This window comes from [Limnothrix rosea] IAM M-220 (genome assembly GCF_001904615.1).
Lineage (GTDB): Bacteria > Cyanobacteriota > Cyanobacteriia > Cyanobacteriales > MRBY01 > MRBY01.
In genome coordinates, this window is the sequence record NZ_MRBY01000011.1 from 35628 (window position 1) to 57633 (window position 22006).

At 44.2% G+C, this 22006-nt stretch carries 20 protein-coding genes; 13 read left to right on the plus strand and 7 right to left on the minus strand.

Annotation, left to right across the window (positions count from 1 at the left end; genetic code table 11):
• Positions 1 to 71: 71 nt before the first annotated feature.
• Positions 72 to 1388 (minus strand): serine hydrolase, encoded by a 1317-nt coding sequence (locus NIES208_RS06675; RefSeq protein ID WP_075891003.1) that lies wholly within the window; start codon positions 1386 to 1388, stop codon positions 72 to 74.
• A 642-nt stretch (positions 1389 to 2030) separates the two neighbouring features.
• Between NIES208_RS06675 and NIES208_RS06680 the strand changes: the two genes are divergently transcribed.
• A complete protein-coding gene (locus tag NIES208_RS06680; RefSeq protein ID WP_075891004.1) occupies positions 2031 to 5819 on the plus strand; it encodes an ATP-binding protein in 3789 nt (1262 codons plus the stop codon).
• Between the two features lie 27 nt (positions 5820 to 5846).
• On the opposite strand, the gene NIES208_RS06685 is transcribed toward NIES208_RS06680, so the two are convergent.
• Complete coding sequence (locus NIES208_RS06685) at positions 5847 to 6587, minus strand: RNA methyltransferase (RefSeq protein ID WP_075891006.1); 741 nt, start codon at positions 6585 to 6587, stop codon at positions 5847 to 5849.
• A gap of 58 nt (positions 6588 to 6645) precedes the next feature.
• On the minus strand, positions 6646 to 7032 hold the full coding sequence (locus NIES208_RS06690; protein ID WP_075891008.1) for a hypothetical protein: 387 nt from the start codon (positions 7030 to 7032) through the stop codon (positions 6646 to 6648).
• Positions 7033 to 7385: 353 nt separating this feature from the next.
• Between NIES208_RS06690 and fusA the strand changes: the two genes are divergently transcribed.
• Both fusA and NIES208_RS06700 read left to right on the plus strand, forming a co-directional pair.
• Positions 7386 to 9476 (plus strand): elongation factor G, encoded by a 2091-nt coding sequence (fusA, locus tag NIES208_RS06695; RefSeq protein ID WP_075891010.1) that lies wholly within the window; start codon positions 7386 to 7388, stop codon positions 9474 to 9476.
• Positions 9477 to 9604: 128 nt separating this feature from the next.
• Positions 9605 to 10069, plus strand: a complete 465-nt coding sequence (locus NIES208_RS06700; RefSeq protein ID WP_084176558.1) for a glutathione S-transferase family protein — start codon at positions 9605 to 9607, stop codon at positions 10067 to 10069.
• Positions 10070 to 10112: 43 nt separating this feature from the next.
• Here the strand turns inward: NIES208_RS06700 and NIES208_RS06705 are convergent, their stop codons facing one another.
• The 3 genes from NIES208_RS06705 to NIES208_RS06715 all read right to left on the minus strand — a co-directional run bounded on the left by NIES208_RS06705 (position 10113) and on the right by NIES208_RS06715 (position 12094).
• Entirely contained in the window at positions 10113 to 10325 is a 213-nt protein-coding gene (locus NIES208_RS06705; RefSeq protein WP_075891012.1) for a hypothetical protein, read from the minus strand.
• 236 nt (positions 10326 to 10561) lie between these two features.
• On the minus strand, positions 10562 to 10939 hold the full coding sequence (locus NIES208_RS06710) for a hypothetical protein (protein WP_075891108.1): 378 nt from the start codon (positions 10937 to 10939) through the stop codon (positions 10562 to 10564).
• Between the two features lie 180 nt (positions 10940 to 11119).
• Positions 11120 to 12094: an aldo/keto reductase gene (locus NIES208_RS06715; RefSeq protein WP_075891014.1), complete on the minus strand. Its 975-nt coding sequence runs from the start codon at positions 12092 to 12094 to the stop codon at positions 11120 to 11122.
• Positions 12095 to 12513: 419 nt separating this feature from the next.
• Here NIES208_RS06715 and NIES208_RS06720 point away from each other — a divergent pair, with 419 nt between their 5' ends.
• The 9 genes from NIES208_RS06720 to psb29 all read left to right on the plus strand — a co-directional run bounded on the left by NIES208_RS06720 (position 12514) and on the right by psb29 (position 19600).
• The gene (locus NIES208_RS06720) at positions 12514 to 12960 is read left to right on the plus strand and encodes an ATP synthase subunit I (protein WP_225875262.1); all 447 of its coding nucleotides are present in this window, start codon (positions 12514 to 12516) and stop codon (positions 12958 to 12960) included.
• Positions 12961 to 13004: 44 nt separating this feature from the next.
• A complete protein-coding gene (gene atpB, locus NIES208_RS06725) occupies positions 13005 to 13739 on the plus strand; it encodes a F0F1 ATP synthase subunit A (protein ID WP_216349370.1) in 735 nt (244 codons plus the stop codon).
• A gap of 195 nt (positions 13740 to 13934) precedes the next feature.
• Entirely contained in the window at positions 13935 to 14180 is a 246-nt protein-coding gene (gene atpE / locus NIES208_RS06730; protein ID WP_075891020.1) for an ATP synthase F0 subunit C, read from the plus strand.
• A gap of 125 nt (positions 14181 to 14305) precedes the next feature.
• The gene (locus NIES208_RS06735) at positions 14306 to 14791 is read left to right on the plus strand and encodes a F0F1 ATP synthase subunit B' (RefSeq protein WP_075891022.1); all 486 of its coding nucleotides are present in this window, start codon (positions 14306 to 14308) and stop codon (positions 14789 to 14791) included.
• Between the two features lie 141 nt (positions 14792 to 14932).
• On the plus strand, positions 14933 to 15460 hold the full coding sequence (locus NIES208_RS06740; RefSeq protein ID WP_075891024.1) for a F0F1 ATP synthase subunit B: 528 nt from the start codon (positions 14933 to 14935) through the stop codon (positions 15458 to 15460).
• Positions 15457 to 16014: an ATP synthase F1 subunit delta gene (gene atpH / locus NIES208_RS06745; protein ID WP_075891026.1), complete on the plus strand. Its 558-nt coding sequence runs from the start codon at positions 15457 to 15459 to the stop codon at positions 16012 to 16014. Before NIES208_RS06740 ends, atpH begins: the two co-directional genes overlap by 4 nt.
• 104 nt (positions 16015 to 16118) lie before the next feature.
• Positions 16119 to 17636: a F0F1 ATP synthase subunit alpha gene (gene atpA / locus NIES208_RS06750; RefSeq protein WP_075891028.1), complete on the plus strand. Its 1518-nt coding sequence runs from the start codon at positions 16119 to 16121 to the stop codon at positions 17634 to 17636.
• A 72-nt stretch (positions 17637 to 17708) separates the two neighbouring features.
• Positions 17709 to 18653, plus strand: a complete 945-nt coding sequence (locus NIES208_RS06755; protein ID WP_075891030.1) for a F0F1 ATP synthase subunit gamma — start codon at positions 17709 to 17711, stop codon at positions 18651 to 18653.
• A 206-nt stretch (positions 18654 to 18859) separates the two neighbouring features.
• Positions 18860 to 19600 carry a photosystem II biogenesis protein Psp29 gene (gene psb29, locus NIES208_RS06760; RefSeq protein WP_075891110.1) on the plus strand — a complete coding sequence of 247 codons (741 nt, stop codon included), beginning with the start codon at positions 18860 to 18862 and terminating at the stop codon, positions 19598 to 19600.
• Positions 19601 to 19660: 60 nt separating this feature from the next.
• Here psb29 and NIES208_RS06765 read toward each other — a convergent pair whose 3' ends face one another.
• Positions 19661 to 20161: a hypothetical protein gene (locus NIES208_RS06765; protein WP_139325005.1), complete on the minus strand. Its 501-nt coding sequence runs from the start codon at positions 20159 to 20161 to the stop codon at positions 19661 to 19663.
• 227 nt (positions 20162 to 20388) lie between these two features.
• Here NIES208_RS06765 and cimA point away from each other — a divergent pair, with 227 nt between their 5' ends.
• The gene (gene cimA, locus NIES208_RS06770; protein WP_075891034.1) at positions 20389 to 22002 is read left to right on the plus strand and encodes a citramalate synthase; all 1614 of its coding nucleotides are present in this window, start codon (positions 20389 to 20391) and stop codon (positions 22000 to 22002) included.
• Positions 22003 to 22006 lie beyond the last annotated feature (4 nt).

The following is a 22006-nucleotide window of genomic DNA, read 5'->3' on the forward strand; positions in this document are numbered from 1 at the left end:
GTGCCTCTTTCAAAGGGGGGTTTAGGGGGAGTGAATATTTTGAACTCAAGGGAAAAGACCCTAAGCCGATGTTAATCAGGTTCTGGAAATGAAGCTGTTTCTAGGGGTTTATCTGAATTGTTTGGGTCGGCGGGAGCTGGTAATGGTGTTTGCTCTTGTTCTAGGTATTGATAAAATTGGCGACCAATTTGGTGAAGTAGTTCGCGGCCTTTTTCGGCATTGTAGGGGCGTTCTACGAAAATTGACGCAATGTAGCGTTTGCCGTTGGGCATGTCGACAATGCCTGCATCGCCAATAATAAAGCCAATATCTCCTGTCTTGTGGGCGATCGCCGCCCCTTGACCCAGGCTCTGGGGTAATAGTCGATTGTTGCTGGTTGCGCTCATGATTCGCATGAGGCGATCGCGGGAGCGAGTCGACAAAATATTGCCCTGATTAATTTTCGCTAAAAGAAAAGCCAGATCCCTTGCCGTGGTTTGATTTGTCCCTTCAAGATCCGGCAATAGCTCGTTAAGCTGCGTTTGCTTTAACCCCCAACGCTGAAACTTTAGATTGAGGGTCTCAAAACCGCCGAGCTGCTCAATAATCATATTGGTGGCCGTATTATCGCTGTTGATACTCATTTCAGAGGCCACAAACAAGGCAGAAAATTGTGTGCCATTGTCTTTATATTGCAGATTGCCGGAGCCGCCACCTTTGACATTTTCTGTAATCATCAGCTGTTCTTTGAGCTGAACTTCGCCTTGATCGACGGCTTCTAGAAACGCAACCAGCACTGGGATTTTAATCGTACTCGCGGCGGATACACTTCTTGAGGCAGCCACATCGAGATACTCTCCTGTATCTAAATCCACAAATAATAGTGTGGCATCTAACTCTGGATCGGCGGCGATCGCCGTTTGCACCGACTCCCGCATTGCAGTTAGGGGTGTCGTGAGGGGCAACGGATTTGGCGGCTCCTCGGATGCAAAGGATTCACTGCGCTGCTCCGTATCCTGCGTCACATTGATATAAGGGCGGGAATTTGAAATTGCTAATAATGTGCCAATAAACGCGCCGATACCAATACCGACAATGGCAAAGCGAATCGGGTACAAAATTGGTTTTGGCAGTTTGAGTCGTAGGCGACGAGCCTGACGGGAATTTTGTCCGCTCCTCGTAGTGGCAGGCCGCCTAGTTCTGCGGGTTGTTTTCTGAAGCTGGACTTTAGTGGCAGTTGACGCTGCTGTTTCTGCTTTTCTTGATTTTTTTCTGGGACGGAGATTATTGGTTTTCGGCGTAGCGCGACGACGGGAGGACAAAGATACAACTTTGCCGCCAGATTGGGGATTCTGGGACTGGGCAGAAATCTTTCTTTTTCGTTTAGAACGACGTGATTTCTCAGCCACTGGCTTCTCCTAATAATCTAAATCTGCAAAAAAACATTTTCTTATTATGCCTGATGTTTTGAGTATTAATGGCCACATTCGTGCCAAAGACACCGCTTCCACTCCCTCGGCTTGGGAGAAAAAGTCTTAAGAAAATCTTTAAAGCTCAATATAAACAGTCTTTTTTTTTTGAAAATCGTTGAATATAAAGGGGCTTTGCTAGTCGTTATCTTTCTTAAGATATAACAACAAAACTTACTGCCGGCTAATTTTCTTGCTCGCTTTATTGCCGAGTGTTGCAAAATCTCTGCATTGAAGGTTTGTCTTGATTGGTTGTTTTAATAAGCTGGTTTTGTGACCACCTGATGGGTTTTCCTTGCTATTTGGGCGTTTAGACAGTCTTTATTATCAGTTGCAGATGTCTGTTGTGCTGCTGATCGCGTCACGCACATTGTGAGATGGTGAAGTTCAATGAAAAATATAAATAAAATATTAAAGCGCCAGGCTGTTTGGTCAATCGCCCGAAATAGTTGTTAACAATGGTAAGAGTACTGAGTCTGTCATCCCTCTATGGACATAGCTGTTTGTTTTCTTTAGGGGGGATTTTAGGTGGCTATGAGGTTTGGTTTGTTTAGATCATTCCCATTCGGGGGGTTGCATTAGATGCAAAAAGTATTGTTATCGAATTTAGGGGATTGGCGATCGCCATTGCGCGAGAGTTTTTTTGCGCCTTTTAGTGCAGATGACCCGATGTCTGGTGGGCTGTTAGGTCTTCATGTTGTTGCAAATTTACTGACGGCGATCGCCTACTTTTCCATCCCGTTAATGCTCATTTATTTTGTCAGAAAGCGCCACGGTACCCCTTTCTCCCAAGTCTTCGTTTTATTTAGCGCCTTCATCATTGCCTGCGGTGTTGGGCATTTTCTTGATGTCCTGAAAATTTGGGCTCCCCTCTCTCAACTATCCGTCTTTGAACATGCCCTAACCGCCGCTGTTTCCTGCTACACAGCCATAGAACTATATTTTTTGTTGCCTCAGTTTTTAAGCCTAAAAACACCTCAAGAACTAGAGGAAGTCAACGAAAAATTGCAGCTAGAGATGCGTGAACGACAGAGCGCCGATAAAGTACTCAACGATATCGTTGAAGCCACAGCTCCTGTTACGGGTCAAGATTTTTTTCCTGCCCTTGTGGAAAAGTTGACCTTGGCTTTAAATGTCAAGCAAATCCAAATTGCTGAGATTCTGAACTCCCAAGACCCAGAGCTGTCAGAGACTCTGACCCTTGCTGCATGGTCTAACCCAGCCTTTGCCGAAGATGTGGCCACCATTAACGAAATAGACGATCCAGCCCAGCCCACAACCTCTTACTTGCGCGTACCAATCTTAGATCGCAACCAGCAAGCGATTGGCATATTAAGAGTGTTTCACTCTGAGCCGACGATTAATCGCGAACAGGCAACCAAAATTATCACCGTATTTGCGTCGCGTGCGGCTGCGGAAATTGAACGCAAGCGCGCCCTTGAAAAGCTCAACGAAGCTAACACCCAGTTGGCAAATCTCAATAGCCAACTTGAACAGAAAGTCACTGAACGCACAGAGACCCTAGAAACTGTCAATAGCTCACTCCAGGAGAAAATTAAACAAAGCCGCCTGACAGAACGGGCGTTAAGGGAAAGCGAAGATCGTTTTCGTAGTCTTTTGCTAAATATTCCGGGAGCTGTTTTTCGTTGTTTTCCTGACGAATACAGAACGATGGAATTTTTGAGTAACCGTATTGAAGACATTACTGGCTATGCTGCAACGGATTTTTTAAATAATCGTGTTCGCGCCTTTAATGAACTTGTTTATGCTGACGATTTACAGCAGCTTCAGGCCGTGGCGGCAAATCTTTCGGCAGCGAATGCGACTTACCAAGTTGAATATCGTTTGACTCGCTGTGATGGTCATCTAGCTTGGGTGTTTGAGCGAGGCACTGGGGTTTTTGATGCGAATGGTCAGATCCTCTACCTTGAGGGGGTCATGGTTGAAATTACCGAACGTAAGATTGCGCTTCAGTCTTTAGAGCAGGAACGCCGTCAACTGCGACAGCTGATTCAAAATATGCCTGTGGCAATGGCCATGTTTGATACTCAAATGCGCTACGTCGCATATAGTGATCAATGGTCGCAAGATTATGATCTTGGTGCGGCAGATCTGGTCGGGCGATCGCACTATGAGCTGTTTCCAGAGCTACCTGAGCAATATAAAAAAATTAACGAACGTGGTTTAGCGGGCGAGGTGATTAAATCTGACGAGGATATTTTCGTGCAGAGGGATGGGCAAGTTCGCTATCTCAAATGGGTATTACAGCCTTGGTATTACAGTCAGGATGAGGTTGGCGGTGTTGTTATTGTTTCTCAAGATATTAAGGATCTCGTCCTTGGCCGGGAAGCTGCCCTTGAAGCGTCGCGTCTGAAATCGAGTTTTTTGGCGAATATGAGCCATGAGATTCGGACACCAATGAATGGCATTTTAGGCATTGCCGAACTGCTAAAAAATACGAAGTTATCATCTCAGCAGCAAAATTTTGTACAAACGCTCAATAACAGTGCGCAACATTTGCTCTATTTGATTAATGATATTTTGGATTTCTCGAAGCTAGAAGCAGGGGAAATGCGGTTAGAGAAAACTGCTCTTGATATTGTGGATTGTGTGGAATCTGTGGCGGCATTGTTGGCTGTTCAAGCGCACAATAAGCGGGTAGAACTACTTACTTTTGTGGATCCACAATTGAATCAAATTTTGATTGGTGATCCGGTGAGGTTGCGGCAAATTTTGACCAATCTCGTGAATAATGCCATCAAGTTCACGCCGGAAGGCTCGGTTGTTGTGCGGGCCATTTTGGTTGATTTTGGACAAAGTCCAGAGGGTGAGTCTGAAGTTACGGTACGAATTGAAATTACGGATACGGGGATTGGGATCAAATCAGAGGATCGCCATAGATTGTTCCAGTCGTTTTCTCAGGTTGATCCTTCAACAACGCGTCAGTATGGTGGTACGGGTTTAGGGTTGGCGATCGCCAAGCAATTAGTGACGCTAATGGAAGGCGAAATTGGCATAGACAGCAATGCTGGTGAAGGCTCAACCTTCTGGTTTACAGCTGTATTTAAGGGTCTTGATGCCGTTTTAGGTCAGCCGGATTTAGAGCTTAGAGATATCCTCGTCATTGATGCCCTAGAGGTTTCGCGGGAGCTGATCGTGGAATACTTAACGGCTTACGACATGTCGGTGGATAGTTCCTCAGATTTGATTGAAGGGTTAGTTCAAATTGAACAACATCAAAATTATGATTTGGTGCTGTACTCATTACCAATTTTCTGCGGTCAACAGGAGCAAATTCGTACTGTTTTAAATCGCCTTAAGGATGTGCTCCCTCGAGAACAGCTCGTCGTGGTGATTTCCCAGGTCGATTATCCTAGCCTAAAAGATTGGCTACATAAGCAGAAAATTCGTCATTTGATCAAGCCTCTACAGCAGCAATCTCTCTGGCGTTTATTGCGCAATCTTGATCGAGCGGAAACGATTGCACCGGAGGAGAATAATCTTTCTCTGGCTTCCCAAAGATTTGTGCGGCGATCGCCGGAAATTAAAATCCTGTTAGCGGAGGATACTCCGGTTAACCAACTGGTGATTACCAATCAGTTAGAGATTTTAGGGTTTAAAAAAATTGATTGTGCCAGTAATGGTAAAGCCGTCCTGGAGATGTTGCAGGCGAAACCCTATGACTTGATTTTGATGGATTGTCGGATGCCAGAGCTAGATGGTTATGACACGACTGGAGCGATTCGCAAACAAGAAAAAGAAGGGGAGATGCCTGTTGTGATTGTGGCAATGACAGCCAATGCTTTAGAAGGTGAACGTGAAAAATGTTTATCGGTAGGGATGAATGATTATATTTCCAAGCCAACGACGATTGAGACTTTGCGAGTTGTCCTAGAGCGTGTTTTGGATAACTATTTTCCCGAGGACGAGGAATTGGCGATCGCCACGGAGTCAGACCAGCAAGACGAGGATGCCAACAAGTCGGACAAAAAAGACGTGGATCCTCAGCAACAAGCGGCCACGACCCAAAACTCTCCCATTGACTTTCAGCGATTAAAGCATTTTTACGGTGAAGATATTGCGTTCCATCGCGTGATGTTTAAACAGTTAATGTCGAGTTTACCTCAGTATCTGAGCGGTCTAGAGGTGGCCGTAGCGGAGGAAGATCTGGGGCAAATTTTGTATGAATCCCATCGTTTGCGGGGCTCCGTGACGACTGCCAGCATCAAAAATATTCCTGTACTGTGTAATGCCATTGACGATGCAGCCCATGACGAAGATATGGGGCGGATTAAAATCCTGCTCGCTGATCTAAAAGAAAAACTGAATAATGTCCTGCAATTTCTTGAGGATTATTTGACAGACGAGTAAACCATGAATGAAGTGCTTTTACTTCTGTCATTCTGTGAGTTTGTCTGGGTGGGCGATCGCCCATTCAACTTGCCGCAAAATGCCCCTGAGCATCGACGTTTCCGCTTGGGTAAGTGCATTACGGTTGTATAAACTCCGAAACTTATTCATACGAGCAGCGGCGGTATGTTCGTGCAAATAACCAATTTTTAGTAAAAGTCTTTCTAAATGCTGATAGTAACCCTCTAAATCCTTAAGATCTGCCAAATCTTGATGTGCTGGAGCATGCGATATTTCTGCCGTTGTACTGAGGCTCTTCAGCTCATAACAGCAAACGGCGATCGCTTGGGCGAGATTAAGAGAAGTATACTGATCACCCGTTGGGATACAAAGAAACCTCTGAGCATGATTGAGCTCCGTATTGGTGAGGCCATTATCTTCCCGACCAAAAATAACCGCACCCGGAGCATCATCTTCTAATAACCACGGCAAAACCTGCTTGGGAGCTTCCATCTGTGTCGGTAATTCCCTTGGCTCCCCCGTGGTGGCGATCGCCTTTTGACAACCCTCTAAAGCCTCCGGCAAAGTCTGAACGACCATCGCATTTTCCAAGATTTCCGGCGCACGGACAGCCATTAAACGAGCCTCCTCACCCAGATGATCACAACGGGGACTAACCAGCACCAACTGCGACAACCCCATATTTTTCATCACACGCGCCACAGAACCCACATTTAAAGCACCAGCAGGCTCCACCGCAACAATGCGAATATGCTCAAGACTTTTCAAAGGATGTTGACCTCAGCTACATACTTGCCGTTGTTAATTGTGCCGCCAAACGTTCTGTCTAGAGTAATTTATCAAACGGACTACTAAACTCTTGGATATAACCACAATAAATGCAGCGGTGATGTTTCCCCTCAATGCGCTGGAGCGGACGCTCACATTGCGGACAACCTTGAGCCTTCGGTTTTGTCGCTAATTTTTGACGAGACTTCACAATATCAAACTTTTTCTGTAAATCAGCCTCAGTCAGTGCTGTGGTCTCTTCCAACAGTTCCCACACCGAGCGACTGAGACAATAAAGCTCTGCATATTTTTCCGTCAGTTTTTCCAGCTTGTCCTGTACACTATCCTTTTCATCTCGACCAGCCGTACTGCCCGGCGATCGCCCCGGTTCCCCCAACTGCTGCGCCATCGCATAAACATCAATTTCATTGGGATTCTCAGACATAACTAGCAAAAAGTAGGGCGATCGCTATTTCTTACGGCAGATATCACTATTTATAATCACCACAAGATAATTTACAATCTGTAATGTTGCCATCGTGACCCGCAAGGATTTTAATATTCTTTGCTGCTGCCAAAGATACAGTTCAGGCAGAACACAATCGGCAGCTTATACAAAACAAAAGAGTGACACTTATAATACAAAGAAGTGTTTTAATTGCTACACTCAAACGCCTTCGGTCTGGAGATTTGCTCTAAAACAGGTCGCGAGTCGTTCAAATGTACATTAAATCAAACGTAAAAGTGATCACCCTAGTAAATCGTAGTACTTAAATTTTATAGAGCGAACATAAACCTATGAAAGACCTGACCAAATATCGTAATATCGGTATCTTCGCTCACGTCGATGCGGGTAAAACCACCACCACCGAGCGTATCCTGAAGTTAACCGGAAAAATCCACAAAATCGGAGAAACCCACGAAGGTTCCGCCACCACCGACTTCATGGACCAAGAGCAAGAACGCGGCATTACTATTCAATCCGCGGCAACCAGCTGCTTTTGGAAAGATCACCAACTCAACATCATCGATACTCCCGGTCACGTCGATTTCACCATCGAAGTTTATCGTTCGCTAAAAGTACTTGATGGCGGCGTGGGTGTCTTTTGCGGTTCCGGCGGCGTAGAGCCCCAATCCGAAACAAACTGGCGCTATGCTAACGATTCCAAAGTAGCCCGAATTATTTACGTTAATAAACTTGACCGTCTTGGTGCAGACTTTTATAAAGTTGTAGATCAAGTAGACAATATCCTTGATGCACGACCCCTCGTAATGGTGTTGCCTATCGGTCGTGAAGAAGAGTTTGTCGGCGTGGTTGATCTCCTCACCGAAAAAGCTTGGATTTGGGACGAATCTGGCGATCCCATGAACTATGAGATCACAGATGTGCCTGAAGACATGGCGGACAAGGTTGCTGAATACCGCGAAAAGCTCATTGAGACTGCGGTAGAGCAAGACGATAACCTCATGGAAAAATACCTTGAAGGCGAAGAAGTTTCCATTGACGAAATCAAAGAATGTATCCGTAAAGGAACGCGTAACCTCGATTTCTTCCCCACTTACTGCGGTTCTTCCTTTAAAAACAAAGGTGTACAGCTAGTCCTCGATGCAGTTGTTGATTATCTCCCGAACCCTAAGGAAGTCAATCCGCAGCCTGAGACTGACGAAGAAGGTAATGAAACTGGCAAATACGCAATTGTTGATCCTGAGAAGCCGCTTCGCGCTTTGGCATTCAAGATTATGGATGATCGCTTCGGTGCGTTGACCTTTACTCGGATCTACTCCGGTACCCTCAACAAAGGTGACACCATTCTCAATACAGCAACAGGTAAAACTGAGCGTATTGGCCGTATGGTCGAAATGCATGCTGATTCCCGTGAAGAAATTGACACCGCGCAAGCTGGTGACATCATCGCGATTGTGGGGATGAAAAATGTCCAAACGGGGCACACACTTTGTGATAAAGACAATCCGGCAACTCTTGAGGCGATGGTCTTCCCTGACCCTGTAATCTCTATCGCTATTTCTCCTAAGAATAAAGGTGGTAACGAGAAGATGGGTGTTGCCCTCGGTAAGATGATGAAAGAAGATCCTTCTTTCCAAGTTGAAACCGATTCTGATAGTGGCGAAACTATCATCAAGGGTATGGGTGAGTTGCACCTAGATATTAAGGTGGATATTCTTAAGCGCACCTATGGCGTTGAAGTTGAAGTGGGTAAGCCTCAGGTCGCATATCGCGAATCGATCACGAAGCAACTTTCTGATAGTTATACCCACAAGAAGCAGTCTGGTGGTTCTGGTCAATTCGGTAAGATCGACTACATTATTGAGCCGGGTGAACCGGGTTCTGGCTTCCAGTTTGAGTCTAAGGTGACTGGTGGTAATGTGCCTCGTGAATTTTGGCCTGCGGTTGAGAAAGGCTTTGCGCAATCTATCGAGAAGGGTGTTTTGGCTGGGTTCCCTTGTGTTGATCTAAAGGTCACATTGATGGATGGTTCTTTCCACCCTGTAGATTCTTCGGCGATCGCCTTCGAGATTGCAGCAAAGAGCGGATACCGTCAGTCTGTCCCTAAAGCTGCCCCTCAAATTCTTGAACCGATCATGAAGGTCGATGTGTTCACTCCCGACGATTATGTGGGTGATGTCATTGGTGACCTAAACCGTCGTCGTGGCATGATCCAAGGTCAAGATGCTGCATCTACCGGTGCTCGCATCAAAGCAGAAGTCCCCCTTAGCGAAATGTTTGGCTACATCGGTGACTTGCGTACAATGACCTCTGGTCGTGGTCAGTTCTCTATGGAATTTGATCATTACGCACCTTGTCCTAAGAATGTTGCGGAAGAAGTGATTAAAGAAGCGAAAGAGCGTGCTGAAGCTAAAGCTAAGTAAAACCATTATGGCGCTCTGATTACTGACTATTTTGTCACTGGGATTTTAAATAATAAAAAAGCCGATTAGTTTTATACTGATCGGTTTTTTCTTGAGTCACTATTAACGCAATAAATGTCTGAGATGTAATGAATCCTAATGGTCATATTTCAGTTTTAGAAATTGATCATGGTCAATATTTAACAGGATCAAATGCCATTTTATTTTACCTAAGTCAAGGTATAAAATTCTTGCCGGTTAATACTTGGCAGCAAGCTCAGATAATGCAATGGTTATTTTTTGAGCAATATAGTCATGAATCAAATATTGCGACATCGCGGTATTGGCTATCTATTTTAAAGGAATCAAAAAAGCAGAAAGATACCCTAGAGCAAAAGCAGAAAGCTGGTTACGCTGCGCTAGGGGTCACGGAAAAGCATCTTGCTCAGTATGATTTTTTTGTAGGTAATCAGTATTCGATCACAGATATTGCGCTCTATGCCTATACCTATGTCGCCCATGAGGGAAACTTTGATTTAGGCTCCTACTCTAATATTTGTATATGGTTAAAACAGGTGAGTGAACAACCGCGATACCTTAGAATATCGGCCTAAATTTGTCGCTAATAGTTTGATCTTTTAAGCACTAATTACGATGTTAATCATCGGGATAGACTTTTTCGTAAGCTGACATTTCATCTTCTGAAACGAGATGTTTGAGGGCATCTAGGCGGGAATTTAATAGGAGCTGAGTTACTTTTGCTGCATCGCCTTCTTTAATTTTAGCGTCGGCTAATTTGTCAAAGAGTTGGTGGTAAAACTTATCAAGTTCATGGTGTAAGTGAAAACGAATTTCAGAGGTGTCACGCATAAAATAGTTTATTTTAAAAATTAGTTACTCTTTTTAAATAACATGAACTTCTGTATTGGGTCTCAAAAAAGATACATATTTTCGAAATCACTGTACTTTAAAAATAACGAGATGGCGATCGCCGGATAATAAAGCATAAAAAAAGACGCTAACGCGCCGTCACTACAGAAAAATAAGCGGATTGTCTTAAGGAAATCAAATAAAATTATAGGGTATAAAACAAGGATAAACTCTGATTAGTTAGCTGCATAAATGCGTTTGAGGCTTTGCCCCTGACACCAATCGGTAAAGCCATTGACCGTAAAGGTGACGTATTCGACACCATAGGCTGTCCAATAATCCGTAACCACACCTTGCTTTTTTTCTGGGTCATCACGGCGCTGAACCGTAGAGCCAAGGGGGAAAAGTTGAGCAATCTCGCTATCTTTCCACTTTTTGAGCTTTAAAATATGTTGTTGCTTATCTTCCGTCAGGAGCTGCCACGCTTCAACCTTTAAATGTGCAAATGCAGCTGTTAGTCGTTCGATTTCTGACCAAGTTTCAGCTTGAGATAAATATTCTGCCAGTTGCTGTGCTGTATCTATTTGGAAATCTGGAACTAATTCGGTACTCATCACACAAACACCAAATATGGTGTTTTAAAACGCAGGATTGCTAGGGACACATACCAAATATAGGAAATAATTGAGGCGATCGCAAATCGCAAATCTCCCCATTAAAGATAGAATTACTCCCTCTAGGATTCGTTTTCTGGCAAAATCACTTCTAGTTGCCCAGATTACACGGCGATCGCCCTAACGAGACTGAAACGGATTCTGAACCATCGTTTTTGTCACCTGAGCCGCTTCCTGATCCAAAGCCTCAACTTCAGCGACCGCCAGCTTCCAGCCCAAAGCACCAGCATTTTCCTGCGCTTGCTTTAACGTTTTTGCACCAGGTATAGGCAAAGCCCCCTTACAAATGCACCAATTCAAAGCAACCTGGGGAATCGTTTTACGATGGAGCATCGCCAACTCCCGCAAACACCCCTGCAACCCTTGCATCCGAGGCAAAACTTGCTTAAAAACCCTGCGCCGCAATCCCTTTGGTAACGGCCGATCAAGACTATATTTTCCCGTCAGTAATCCCAGCGCCAATGGACTATAGGCAATTAACCGAATTCCCAACTCATCACACACATCTTTAACCGATAACCTTGTCACCGGATCAGTCGATAACAAAGAATATTGCACCTGAAGCGTAGCAATTGGCACTCCCCACCCTTGAAACCACGCATAAACCTTACGGAGACGTTGTCCACCAAAATTAGAAACGCCAACCCCTCGAACCTTTCCCGATTCATAAAGCTCCGCCAGCCCACGCAATAAAGATTTTTCTTGCCAAGGCGCATAATTCGCCGTTGACCAATGTAGCTGCACCAAATCCACAGGGCGTTGTAGCCGTTCAGAAGACGCTATATAGGCTCGCTTCATAGAATTAGCCGTTAATCGCCAAGGATAAGGAGCTAACTTTGTTGCCAAGACAATGTCATCCTTGCAAGCACCGCTATAGTCTCGGGAAAATTCACCCAAAAGACTTTCACTACGACCATTGAGACGACCTGTACCATAGGAATCACCAGTATCAAATAAAGTAATCCCTTGAGACACACAAAAATTGAAAACTTGCTGCAGTTCTGCATCCATCACCGGCGAATAGTCCCAGAGAAGTCGATTTCCCCAAGCCCAAGTTCCACAGCCCATCTGGGGCAATCTCAAATCTTCCATCATCACTTAAATAAACCTTAAAGCCAACACTCGCCTTCGAATAGCATCCCTCTCAAAACCAAGTTTTAGTTACGACTAAAAACCTACCAGCAAACAAGCAAAGCCACCCCAAAGTAAGCGAAAATACTTAACCAATCCAATCATGAGCTCCCAGTGATCTCCGTATCCCCTACCCAAAGCATATACGTAAAATCACCAAGAACCGACGCCATAGCCATCAACTTTTCAGCATATTCAAAAATTTCTTTAATTATCCCTAGAACTGATTTTGAATGGCGATCATCATCAGAAGTTTCTATTGAATTTTTGTGACTACAGCGTGATATGATTGCACGTGGTTTGATGGCACGTCCTTGATTTCAGGGAGTAAACGATAGCTTTTAAACTTGATCAATTATGTTGGTCTCCAATCATAACTAAGTGTGAATTCACCTAATTCTCCAGATACACCAATTGATTCAGATTTATCTGAAACAGGCGAATCTAGAAAATCGATGGAAGAGTACTACTTGCTCAAAAAATCGATACTAGTTTTAGCCGTATCTATGACGGGGATCATTTTTCCCGTTGTTTGGATCTCATTATCTTTCGATACCGCAGTAAGTTACCTACTTGGTGCCACAGTCGGAATAATTTATCTGAGAATGCTGGCGAAGGATGTAGAAAAGATTAATACTAATGAAACTCGGGGTGCTTCCGGACGCTTGGCAATATTTGCTGGAGTTATCGTGTTAGCCGCTCGCGTTGATAAGTTTTCGATTCTACCTGTTTTTCTTGGCTTTTTAACCTACAAGGTTGCCATTGTTTTCTATGTACTGTTCACCAGTGTAGTTCCAATGTTTAGCCAGAAAGCAAATAATTCACAGTAGTTAATTTTCTTGTTGAAGAACTGGGGAAAGATCATCGCATGCAGATGTTCGATAGTTTATTGTCACTTCAATTTTTTCCCCTCGCTGAACTAGAAGTCGGTAAGCACCTTTATTGGGAATTCGGCGGTCTTCGTGTCCATGGTCAGGTTTTTCTGACATCCTGGTTCGTTATCGCAATTCTCCTTGTTGCTTCTTTTCTCGCAAGTAAAAATGTTCAGCGTATTCCTAGCGGTCTTCAGAACCTAATGGAATATGTACTAGATTTCTTGCGTGACCTAGCGAAAAATCAAATTGGGGAAAAAGAGTATCGTCCTTGGGTTCCCTTTGTCGGTACTTTATTCTTATTCATTTTTGTGTCTAATTGGTCTGGCGCACTTCTCCCATGGAAACTTATTGGTCTTCCAGAAGGAGAACTTGCAGCACCAACTAATGACATCAATACAACAGTTGCCTTGGCACTGTTAACATCCCTTGCATATTTTTATGCTGGCTTCAAGAAGAAAGGATTAGGCTACGTCTCAAAGTATGTTCAACCTACTATTGTTTTGTTGCCCATCAATATTCTTGAAGATTTCACCAAGCCTTTATCCCTGAGTTTTCGTCTTTTCGGAAACATACTAGCTGACGAACTAGTAGTAGGAGTACTGGTATTATTGGTGCCTTTATTTATTCCTGTTCCTGTAATGGCTCTAGGCTTATTTACCAGTGCTATCCAAGCATTAGTATTTGCCACATTAGCGGCTGTATACATTGGTGAAGCTCTCGAAGATCACCACTAAACAACATATAAATTGATTAGGCGAAATGGTGTGAGACAAGTTAATCACTTACTTCTCTTTTGCTACTTCGCTTAACTTCATAGCCAAAAAATTACTGGTAATAGTATTTTTTAGGCATTTTCTGTTAACTTTTGTGTTGGGAATCGTCATCCCAAGTTCTTGTAAACTTTTTAAGTAAATCGGAAGAGAAAAAACATGGATTCTTTAACTGCTGCTGCTTCTGTAATCGCTGCTGCTCTAGCTGTTGGCCTAGCATCTATCGGCCCTGGTCTTGGTCAAGGTAACGCTTCCGGTCAAGCTGTTGCTGGTATTGCTCGTCAGCCTGAAGCTGAAGGTAAAATTCGCGGCACACTGCTTCTAACTTTGGCTTTTATGGAATCTCTTACCATTTATGGTCTCGTTGTTGCTCTAATTCTTCTTTTCGCAAATCCTTTTGCATAAATTTTGGTGAAGGCTCGGGCCATGTTCAATTGGCCTGAGTTTGCTTTGGTTTCCGAAGTTTAGGAGTAATTCTCTAAAATATACAAACCGATTCATAGACCCAAATACGGTGGGGTCAAGTAATAATGACGCACTGGACACTTTTTTTAGCAACAGAAGCAGTGGAAAAAACCGCAGAGGGTGGTCTTTTCGATTTTGATGCAACTCTGCCTTTGATGGCAATTCAAATTCTTGTATTGGCTGCTGTCCTGAATAAGCTCTTTTACAAGCCTATTGGTGAAGTAATTGATGAGCGTTCGGATTATATCCGAACAAATTTATTAGGAGCGAAAGAGCGCCAAGAAAAGGCAGAAAGCCTTGCTATTCAATATGAGCAAGAATTGCGTGATGTTCGTCGAGAGGCTCAAGAAGTGATCGCGGCGGCTCAGGCAGATGCTCAAAAAGTTGTAGCTAAGGAAATGAAGCTTGCTCAGGAGCAAGCTTTAGCTGAACGAGAAAAGGTTGCCTTAGAAATTGAAGCGCAGCGCAAGTCTGCATTTGAATCCTTAGAGCGAGATGTCGACGGGCTGACTAGTCAGATTGTTGAAAAGCTCATTGGAGCTGGATCTTAAGACTTTGCTTCGAGTAAGTTCATAGGTTTTTTTCGCTGCTGAGATGGAAGCCTGTTGAAATTTAGTTTCAATTGAGTGGTTATCCATCGCTTTTTAGATGTACACACCGTAAGCAAAATAACGCTGAGGTAGAGCGATATCATGGGATTTTTTTCCTATTTTGCCACCGCATCAGAGGGTGGTTTTCATTTAAACTTCGATATTTTTGAAGCGAATCTTGTCAATCTTGGGATTATCCTTGTGCTTCTTTTCGTTTACGGACGGAAGTTCATTAGCAATCTTTTAAATGAGCGTAAAGCAAAAATTGTTGCTGACTTAGAAGATGCAGAAACTCGCATGAATAGTGCGAAAGCTGCGTTGACTAAGGCGCAAAAGGATCTTGAGCAGGCTCAACAGCAGGCTCAGGTTATCCGTGAGGAAGCACAAGTTTCGGCTGAGAAAGCTAAGTCTAATGTTTTAGCTCAAGGACGTGAAGAAATTGAGAAACTTAAGGCTAATGCTGTTAAGGAGCTTGATAACGAGCAGGCAAAAGTAATTGCTGATCTGAAGCAGCGTATTGCACAGCTTGCTTTAGAAAGGGTTGAGAGTGAATTGCGAGATCGCCTTGATGATGCTTCCCAGTCGAAACTGATTGATCGTAGTATTGCTCAGCTAGGAGGTAACTCATGAAAGGAAGTGCAATGAGTGCTCAATTGGTCGAGCCTTATGCTGAGGCGTTAATGTCTCTGGCGAAGGATATAGGCAAAGTGGATGACTTTGCTGACTATTCCCGGTCTTTTCTCGCTGCATTTAAGGAATCAGAGGAATTCCGCTCTTTTATCGTTAATCCTCTGCTTGATGCCGAAGACCAAAAAGGTATTTTGGCGAGCATCTGCGGTAAAGATGTTGACGCTTATTTTTTAAATTTTCTATTCTTGTTGGTGGATCGCCGTCGCATTGCTTTTGCGGAGGCTCTTTTTGAGCGGTTTATCGCATTACAACGAGAGTTGAAAAATATTGTTTTAGCTAAAGTCACTTGTGCAACGGCTTTAAACCGTGAACAAGAGGATGCGATTGTCGATCAAGTTAAATCAATAACTGGTGCGAATAATGTAGAACTAGACATCACGACTGATGCCAGCTTGATTGGTGGCGTGATTATTAAAGTTGGTTCTCAGGTATTCGATGCCAGCCTGAAAGGGCAACTTCGACGGATTGGCATGGGTTTATTAAGTACAAATTAATATTTTCCATTGCTCCCTAGGTAGGGCGATTCTATGAAACTCCTTGAGTTTAAAGTGTCTCTATAGACTGTCCCTCAAATTAACCGTTATATAGCAGTATAGACATGATTAATATTAGACCCGACGAAATTAGTAGTATTATTCGTCAACAAATTGAGTCTTATGACCAAAAGGTTCAAGTCGATAATGTAGGAACCGTGCTTAAAGTCGGTGATGGCATCGCCCGTATCTACGGTCTTGAGCAAGCTATGTCAGGCGAACTTCTTGAGTTTGAAGATGGCACAGTTGGTATCGCCCTTAATCTTGAAGAGGATAATGTGGGTGCGGTATTGATGGGCGATGGCCGTGATATTCAGGAAGGTAGCAATGTTAAAGCTACTGGTCGTATTGCTGAAATCCCTGTTGGTGATGCCATTGTTGGTCGTGTTGTCGATGCCCTTGCTCGTCCGCTCGATGGTAAAGGTGACATTGCCGCAACTGATAATCGCTTGATTGAGTTCATGGCGCCTGGCATTATTGATCGCCGTTCTGTTCATGAACCAATGCAGACAGGTATTACTGCGATTGATGCGATGATTCCGGTTGGTCGTGGACAGCGTGAACTTATTATTGGTGACCGCCAAACTGGTAAGACTGCTGTTGCTGTTGACACTATCATTAACCAAGCTGATCAAGATGTGGTTTGTGTCTATGTTGCAGTTGGTCAAAAGGCTTCTACTGTTGCGCAGGTTGTTGCAACTCTTGAAGCTAAAGGTGCTCTTGACTACACTGTTGTGGTTGCGGCTAATGCTAATGATCCTGCCACTCTTCAATATCTCGCGCCTTATACTGGTGCGGCGATCGCCGAGTACTTTATGTACAAAGGCAAAGCAACACTTGTGGTTTACGATGACTTGACGAAGCAAGCACAGGCTTACCGTCAAATGTCTCTCTTGCTCCGTCGTCCACCCGGACGTGAAGCATATCCTGGTGATGTCTTCTATCTGCACTCTCGTCTTCTTGAGCGTGCTGCAAAGCTCAGCGATAAGCTCGGTGGTGGTAGTATGACGGCATTACCGATCATTGAGACCCAAGCGGGTGACGTATCGGCGTATATCCCGACAAACGTTATTTCGATTACTGACGGTCAAATCTTCTTGTCTTCTGACCTCTTTAATGCTGGTTTCCGTCCTGCAATTAACGCGGGTATTTCTGTTTCTCGTGTCGGTTCTGCGGCACAAACGAAAGCCATGAAGAAGGTTGCCGGTAAGTTGAAGCTTGAATTGGCTCAATTTGCTGAACTGGAAGCATTTGCACAGTTTGCCTCTGATCTTGATGCTGCGACTCAGAATCAGTTGGCTCGTGGTCAGCGCCTACGTCAAATTCTTAAGCAGCCTCAAAATTCTCCTCTCTCTGTTGCTGAGCAAGTTGCTATTGTTTATGCTGGCTTGAATGGTTACCTTGATGAGATTCCTGTTGATCAGGTGGTTGAATTCACTACTGGCCTACGTCAATATTTAGCGACGAGTAAAGCTAAGTATGGTGAAATTATTGCGGCTGAAGCGAAGCTCACTGATGAGGCAGAAACTCTCCTCAAAGAGGCGATCGCCGAGCAAAAGCAAGCTTTCTCTGTTTCTGCATAACTATTAATGGGTCACCTACCTTTGGCATAAATAAAGGTGGGTGACTTGGGGTCGAACTAAGGGATATTAACTATGCCAAACCTAAAGGGAATTCGTGACCGAATCCAATCGGTGAAAAACACCAAAAAAATTACCGAAGCGATGCGTCTGGTTGCGGCTGCAAAAGTCCGCCGGGCACAAGAGCAGGTAACCTCGACTCGTCCTTTTGCCAATACATTATTACAAGTTTTGTATGGTCTAAAGAGCCGTCTGCGTTTAGAAGAAGCAGATTTGCCTCTTTTAAAACAACGCGATGTTAAGTCTATTGGTTTACTTGTGATTACAGGCGATCGCGGACTATGTGGTGGTTATAACGCTAACATTATTCGTAAAGCAGAACAGCGCGCTAAAGAGCTAGAAAAACAAGGGATTAAATATACTTTTGTGCTCGTTGGTCGTAAGGCAGTTCAGTATTTCCAAAATCGAGATGTACCTATCAGTAAAACCTATGCTGGTTTAGAGCAGATTCCGTCTGCCTCTGAAGCTTCACAAATTGCTGACGAATTATTGTCTCTATTTTTGTCTGGTAGTGTCGATAAGATTGAATTGATCTACACACGATTTGTTTCGTTGATTACTTCTCAACCTGTTATTCAGACTTTGTTGCCTCTGATTCCAGAAGCTCTAACAAATACTGATGATGAGACATTTAATCTGGTTACCCGTGGTGGTAAATTTCAAGTTGAACGTTCCACCGTTCAGGCTGAGCTAAAGGAATTATCGAAGGACATGATCTTTGAGCAAGCTCCCCAAGATATCTTGAATGCTTTGTTGCCTTTGTATCTCAGTAATCAATTATTACGAGCTTTACAAGAAGGGGCTGCTAGTGAGCTAGCTGCTCGAATGACTGCCATGAATAATGCTAGTGAGAATGCTAGTGAGTTAATGAAAGATTTGACTCGTTCTTATAACAAGGCTCGTCAAGCGGCAATTACTCAAGAACTAGCTGAAGTTGTTGCAGGTGCTAATGCTTTGTAAGTTTTGAATGCCAAGTTTTATTAATTTTAAGGGAGTGGTTTCGGCCACTCTTTTTTTATGGAAAATAATTATTTTGTTGTGGCAGAAATAAAACAAGTTGAGAGCTTATTTAGCAAAATAAAATTTTAATTAAAGTCATTTACCTTGGCAAATCCCTCTGAAAACGTAACAATATATTATTGAACTATCAGCTTAGGGTTTTATTCGTGAGTCAAATTCGTACAGTTTCTGATGCCAAGCGGGATTTTTATCGTCAGCATAACCGCCCAATTAACTCGATTTTCCGTCGGGTGGTAGAAGAGCTTTTGGTGGAAATGCACTTAGTTTCGGTCAATGTTGATTTTCGTTATGACCCTTTTTTCGCCCTTGGGGTAGTAACGTCCTTTGAACGATTTATGCAAGGCTATCGCCCTGAGTCTGATAAGGCTTCTATTTTTAATGCGATGTGTCAGGCTGTTGGTGATGCGCCAGAAACCTATAAGAATGATGCTACTGCTCTGGTGGAGTTGGCAAAACGGTGTTCTGGTCAACAACTGATTGATTGTTTTAGCCGGGATAATCCTCCTGAGGGTGCTGGGGAGCTGTGGTCAAAGGTGGAGGCGATCGCCAAGAATGAGAAATTCAAATATAGTCGCTTGTTTGCGATTGGACTGTATACATTTTTAGGTGAGGCTGAGCCGGCTCTGATCGAAGATGCTGATAAGCGAGATGAGATGCTTTCCACACTAACCGAGGCGATGAATTTGCCCGGTGAAAAAATGAAAAAAGATCTTGATCTTTACCGTAGTAATCTTGAAAAAATGACGCAAGTTTTAGCTGTCATTGAGGATGCTTTAGTTGCTGAGCGTAAGCGTCGTGAAAAGGCGGAGGCAGAGGCCAATAAGCCAGCAGACAATGTTGAAGAAACCCAACCGAAAGCTGAGGTTACAGATTCTCCTGCGGAGTAAACTGCTGCGACTAGCCTAATCCTAATTTTAAAACTCTAAGCTCTTGAGATGCCTTGGGTTCTATTTTTTATTGTTTTCTTTGTGGGGCAATAGGTAGGACTCAAGGTTTAGTTTTTTCGGTGGCTTGGTTTCATTGATTAGCTGGGGCTCGTTATCGGTGGGTGTAAAGGTTTCACTCTCGGCTATAAAGATTTCGCCAAAGTTACTGCTCTCTACCTGCAAATTGTGAAATTCGAGTTGTCCCCCCACTTGAATTTTTGTGCCGGATGCTGGTGGTGAAGTTTCTGTAATGACCCAAATGCTGCCAGTGGAATCTGTGATTTTGTAGGCTCCTCCTCTAATGAAAGGGGCAATTTGAGCAACGGTGCCTTGAATTCTGATTTCTGTACCTTGTTCTAAATTTTTCAGGGAGGCGATCGCCGCTATGGAGGCATTACCGTTGCGGGCGACACGAAGCGGTGGCGGATCATCCTGTTGGGAAAAAGCGGTCCAGGGATTACAACTGACTAAACTTCCAGCAATTGAAAACGCGCATACCCAGCGACCTAAGTGACTAGCCATTGTGATTACAGATTTATAACGAGCAAAACAAGACATGAATCTCTAGTGTATCCGACGTACAGCTTTCTTTTTTGATAGCCGATCGCCGGAATTTTTGGGCAAACTGTTACCAATTAACAATTAGTTTAAATAAACATCTCTAATGTTTTTGTTTCGAGACCTCCTGACCAAGGGAGATGACGACAGTTGTTAGAATTAACTCCATTCTTTTGGTAGTAGGGCGGTCTATGGCTAGTAATCAAGGGGTTTGGATTTATGATACAACGCTACGAGATGGCTCCCAGCGCGAGGGTTTATCGTTATCCTTTGAAGATAAAATTCGTATTGCCCAAACCTTGGATGACATGGGTGTGCCTTTCATTGAGGGGGGCTGGCCGGGAGCAAATCCGAAGGATGTCCAGTTCTTTTGGCATTTGCGGGAAAATCCCCTGAAGCAGGCTCAGGTTGTGGCCTTTTGTTCGACTCGTCGTCCCCAGCTCGCGGCTCAGGATGACAAGCTTTTAAAAGCAATTTTGGCTGCTGAGACTTTGTGGGTGACAATTTTTGGGAAGTCTTGGGATCTACATGTCACGGAAGGTCTGCACACTAGCCTTGAAGAAAATTTAGCGATGATCGACGATAGTATCCGGTTTTTGAAAGGTCAAGGTCGTCGGGTAATTTATGATGCGGAACATTGGTTTGATGGTTACAAAAATAATCCTGAATATGCGCTGCAAACGTTAAAAACGGCGGCGATCGCCGGGGCTGAGTGGCTTGTTTTATGTGATACTAACGGCGGCACATTGCCCCATGAGGTGACCGCAATTATTGTAGAAATTCGTGAAAAATTACCGGATCTAGAAGTGCCCTTAGGGATTCACACCCACAATGATGCGGGCATGGCAGAGGCTAATGCGGTGGTGGCGGTGCAGGCTGGTGCGACGATGGTTCAGGGAACCATTAATGGCTATGGTGAACGGTGTGGTAATGCCAATCTCTGTACGCTCATCCCAACGTTACAGCTTAAGCTTAACTACCAATGTTTGGAGACCGCTGCCTTAGGGCGTTTAACTGCGACTAGCCGTTTAGTGAGTGAAATTGCGAATCTTGCGCCCAATGAACATGCGCCTTATGTGGGGCGATCGGCCTTTGCCCATAAGGGTGGCATCCATGTGTCGGCGGTGCAAAAAAATCCGTTGACCTATGAGCATATCCCACCGGAATCGATTGGTAATGAACGGCGGATTGTGATTTCGGATCAGTCGGGGCTGAGTAATATTTTGTCGAAGGCGCGGAGTTTTGGTATTGAGCTGGATAAGGATAATCCTGAATGTCGGGCAATTCTCCAGCAGCTTAAGGATTTGGAGCATGAAGGTTATCAATTTGAGGCGGCGGAGGCGAGTTTTAAGTTACTGATTCGGTCGGCTTTGGGGCAACGGCAGGAGTTCTTTTCTTTGCAGGGGTTCCATGTGAATTGTGATGTGGGGGATGGTGCGAGTCTGGCGATCGCCACCATTAAGTTGGAAGTTCACGGTAAAAAATTACTAGAGGCGGCGGAAGGGAATGGCCCTGTTGCGGCGTTGGATTCGGCTTTACGTAAGGCTTTAACGAAATTTTATCCGGCGATCGCCACCTTTAGTTTGACCGATTACAAAGTGCGGATTTTAGAGGGGGCGGCAGGCACTGAGGCGAAAACGCGGGTGTTGGTGGAGTCGAGCGATGGCCAAACCCGGTGGACAACGGTGGGGGTGTCAAAGAATATTTTAGAAGCATCCTATCGTGCTGTGGTGGAGGGCATCGAATATGGCTTGTTGATGCATTCGCCCTATCCGTCTGTGCCTTTACCTGTCCATTCGCTGTAGGCTA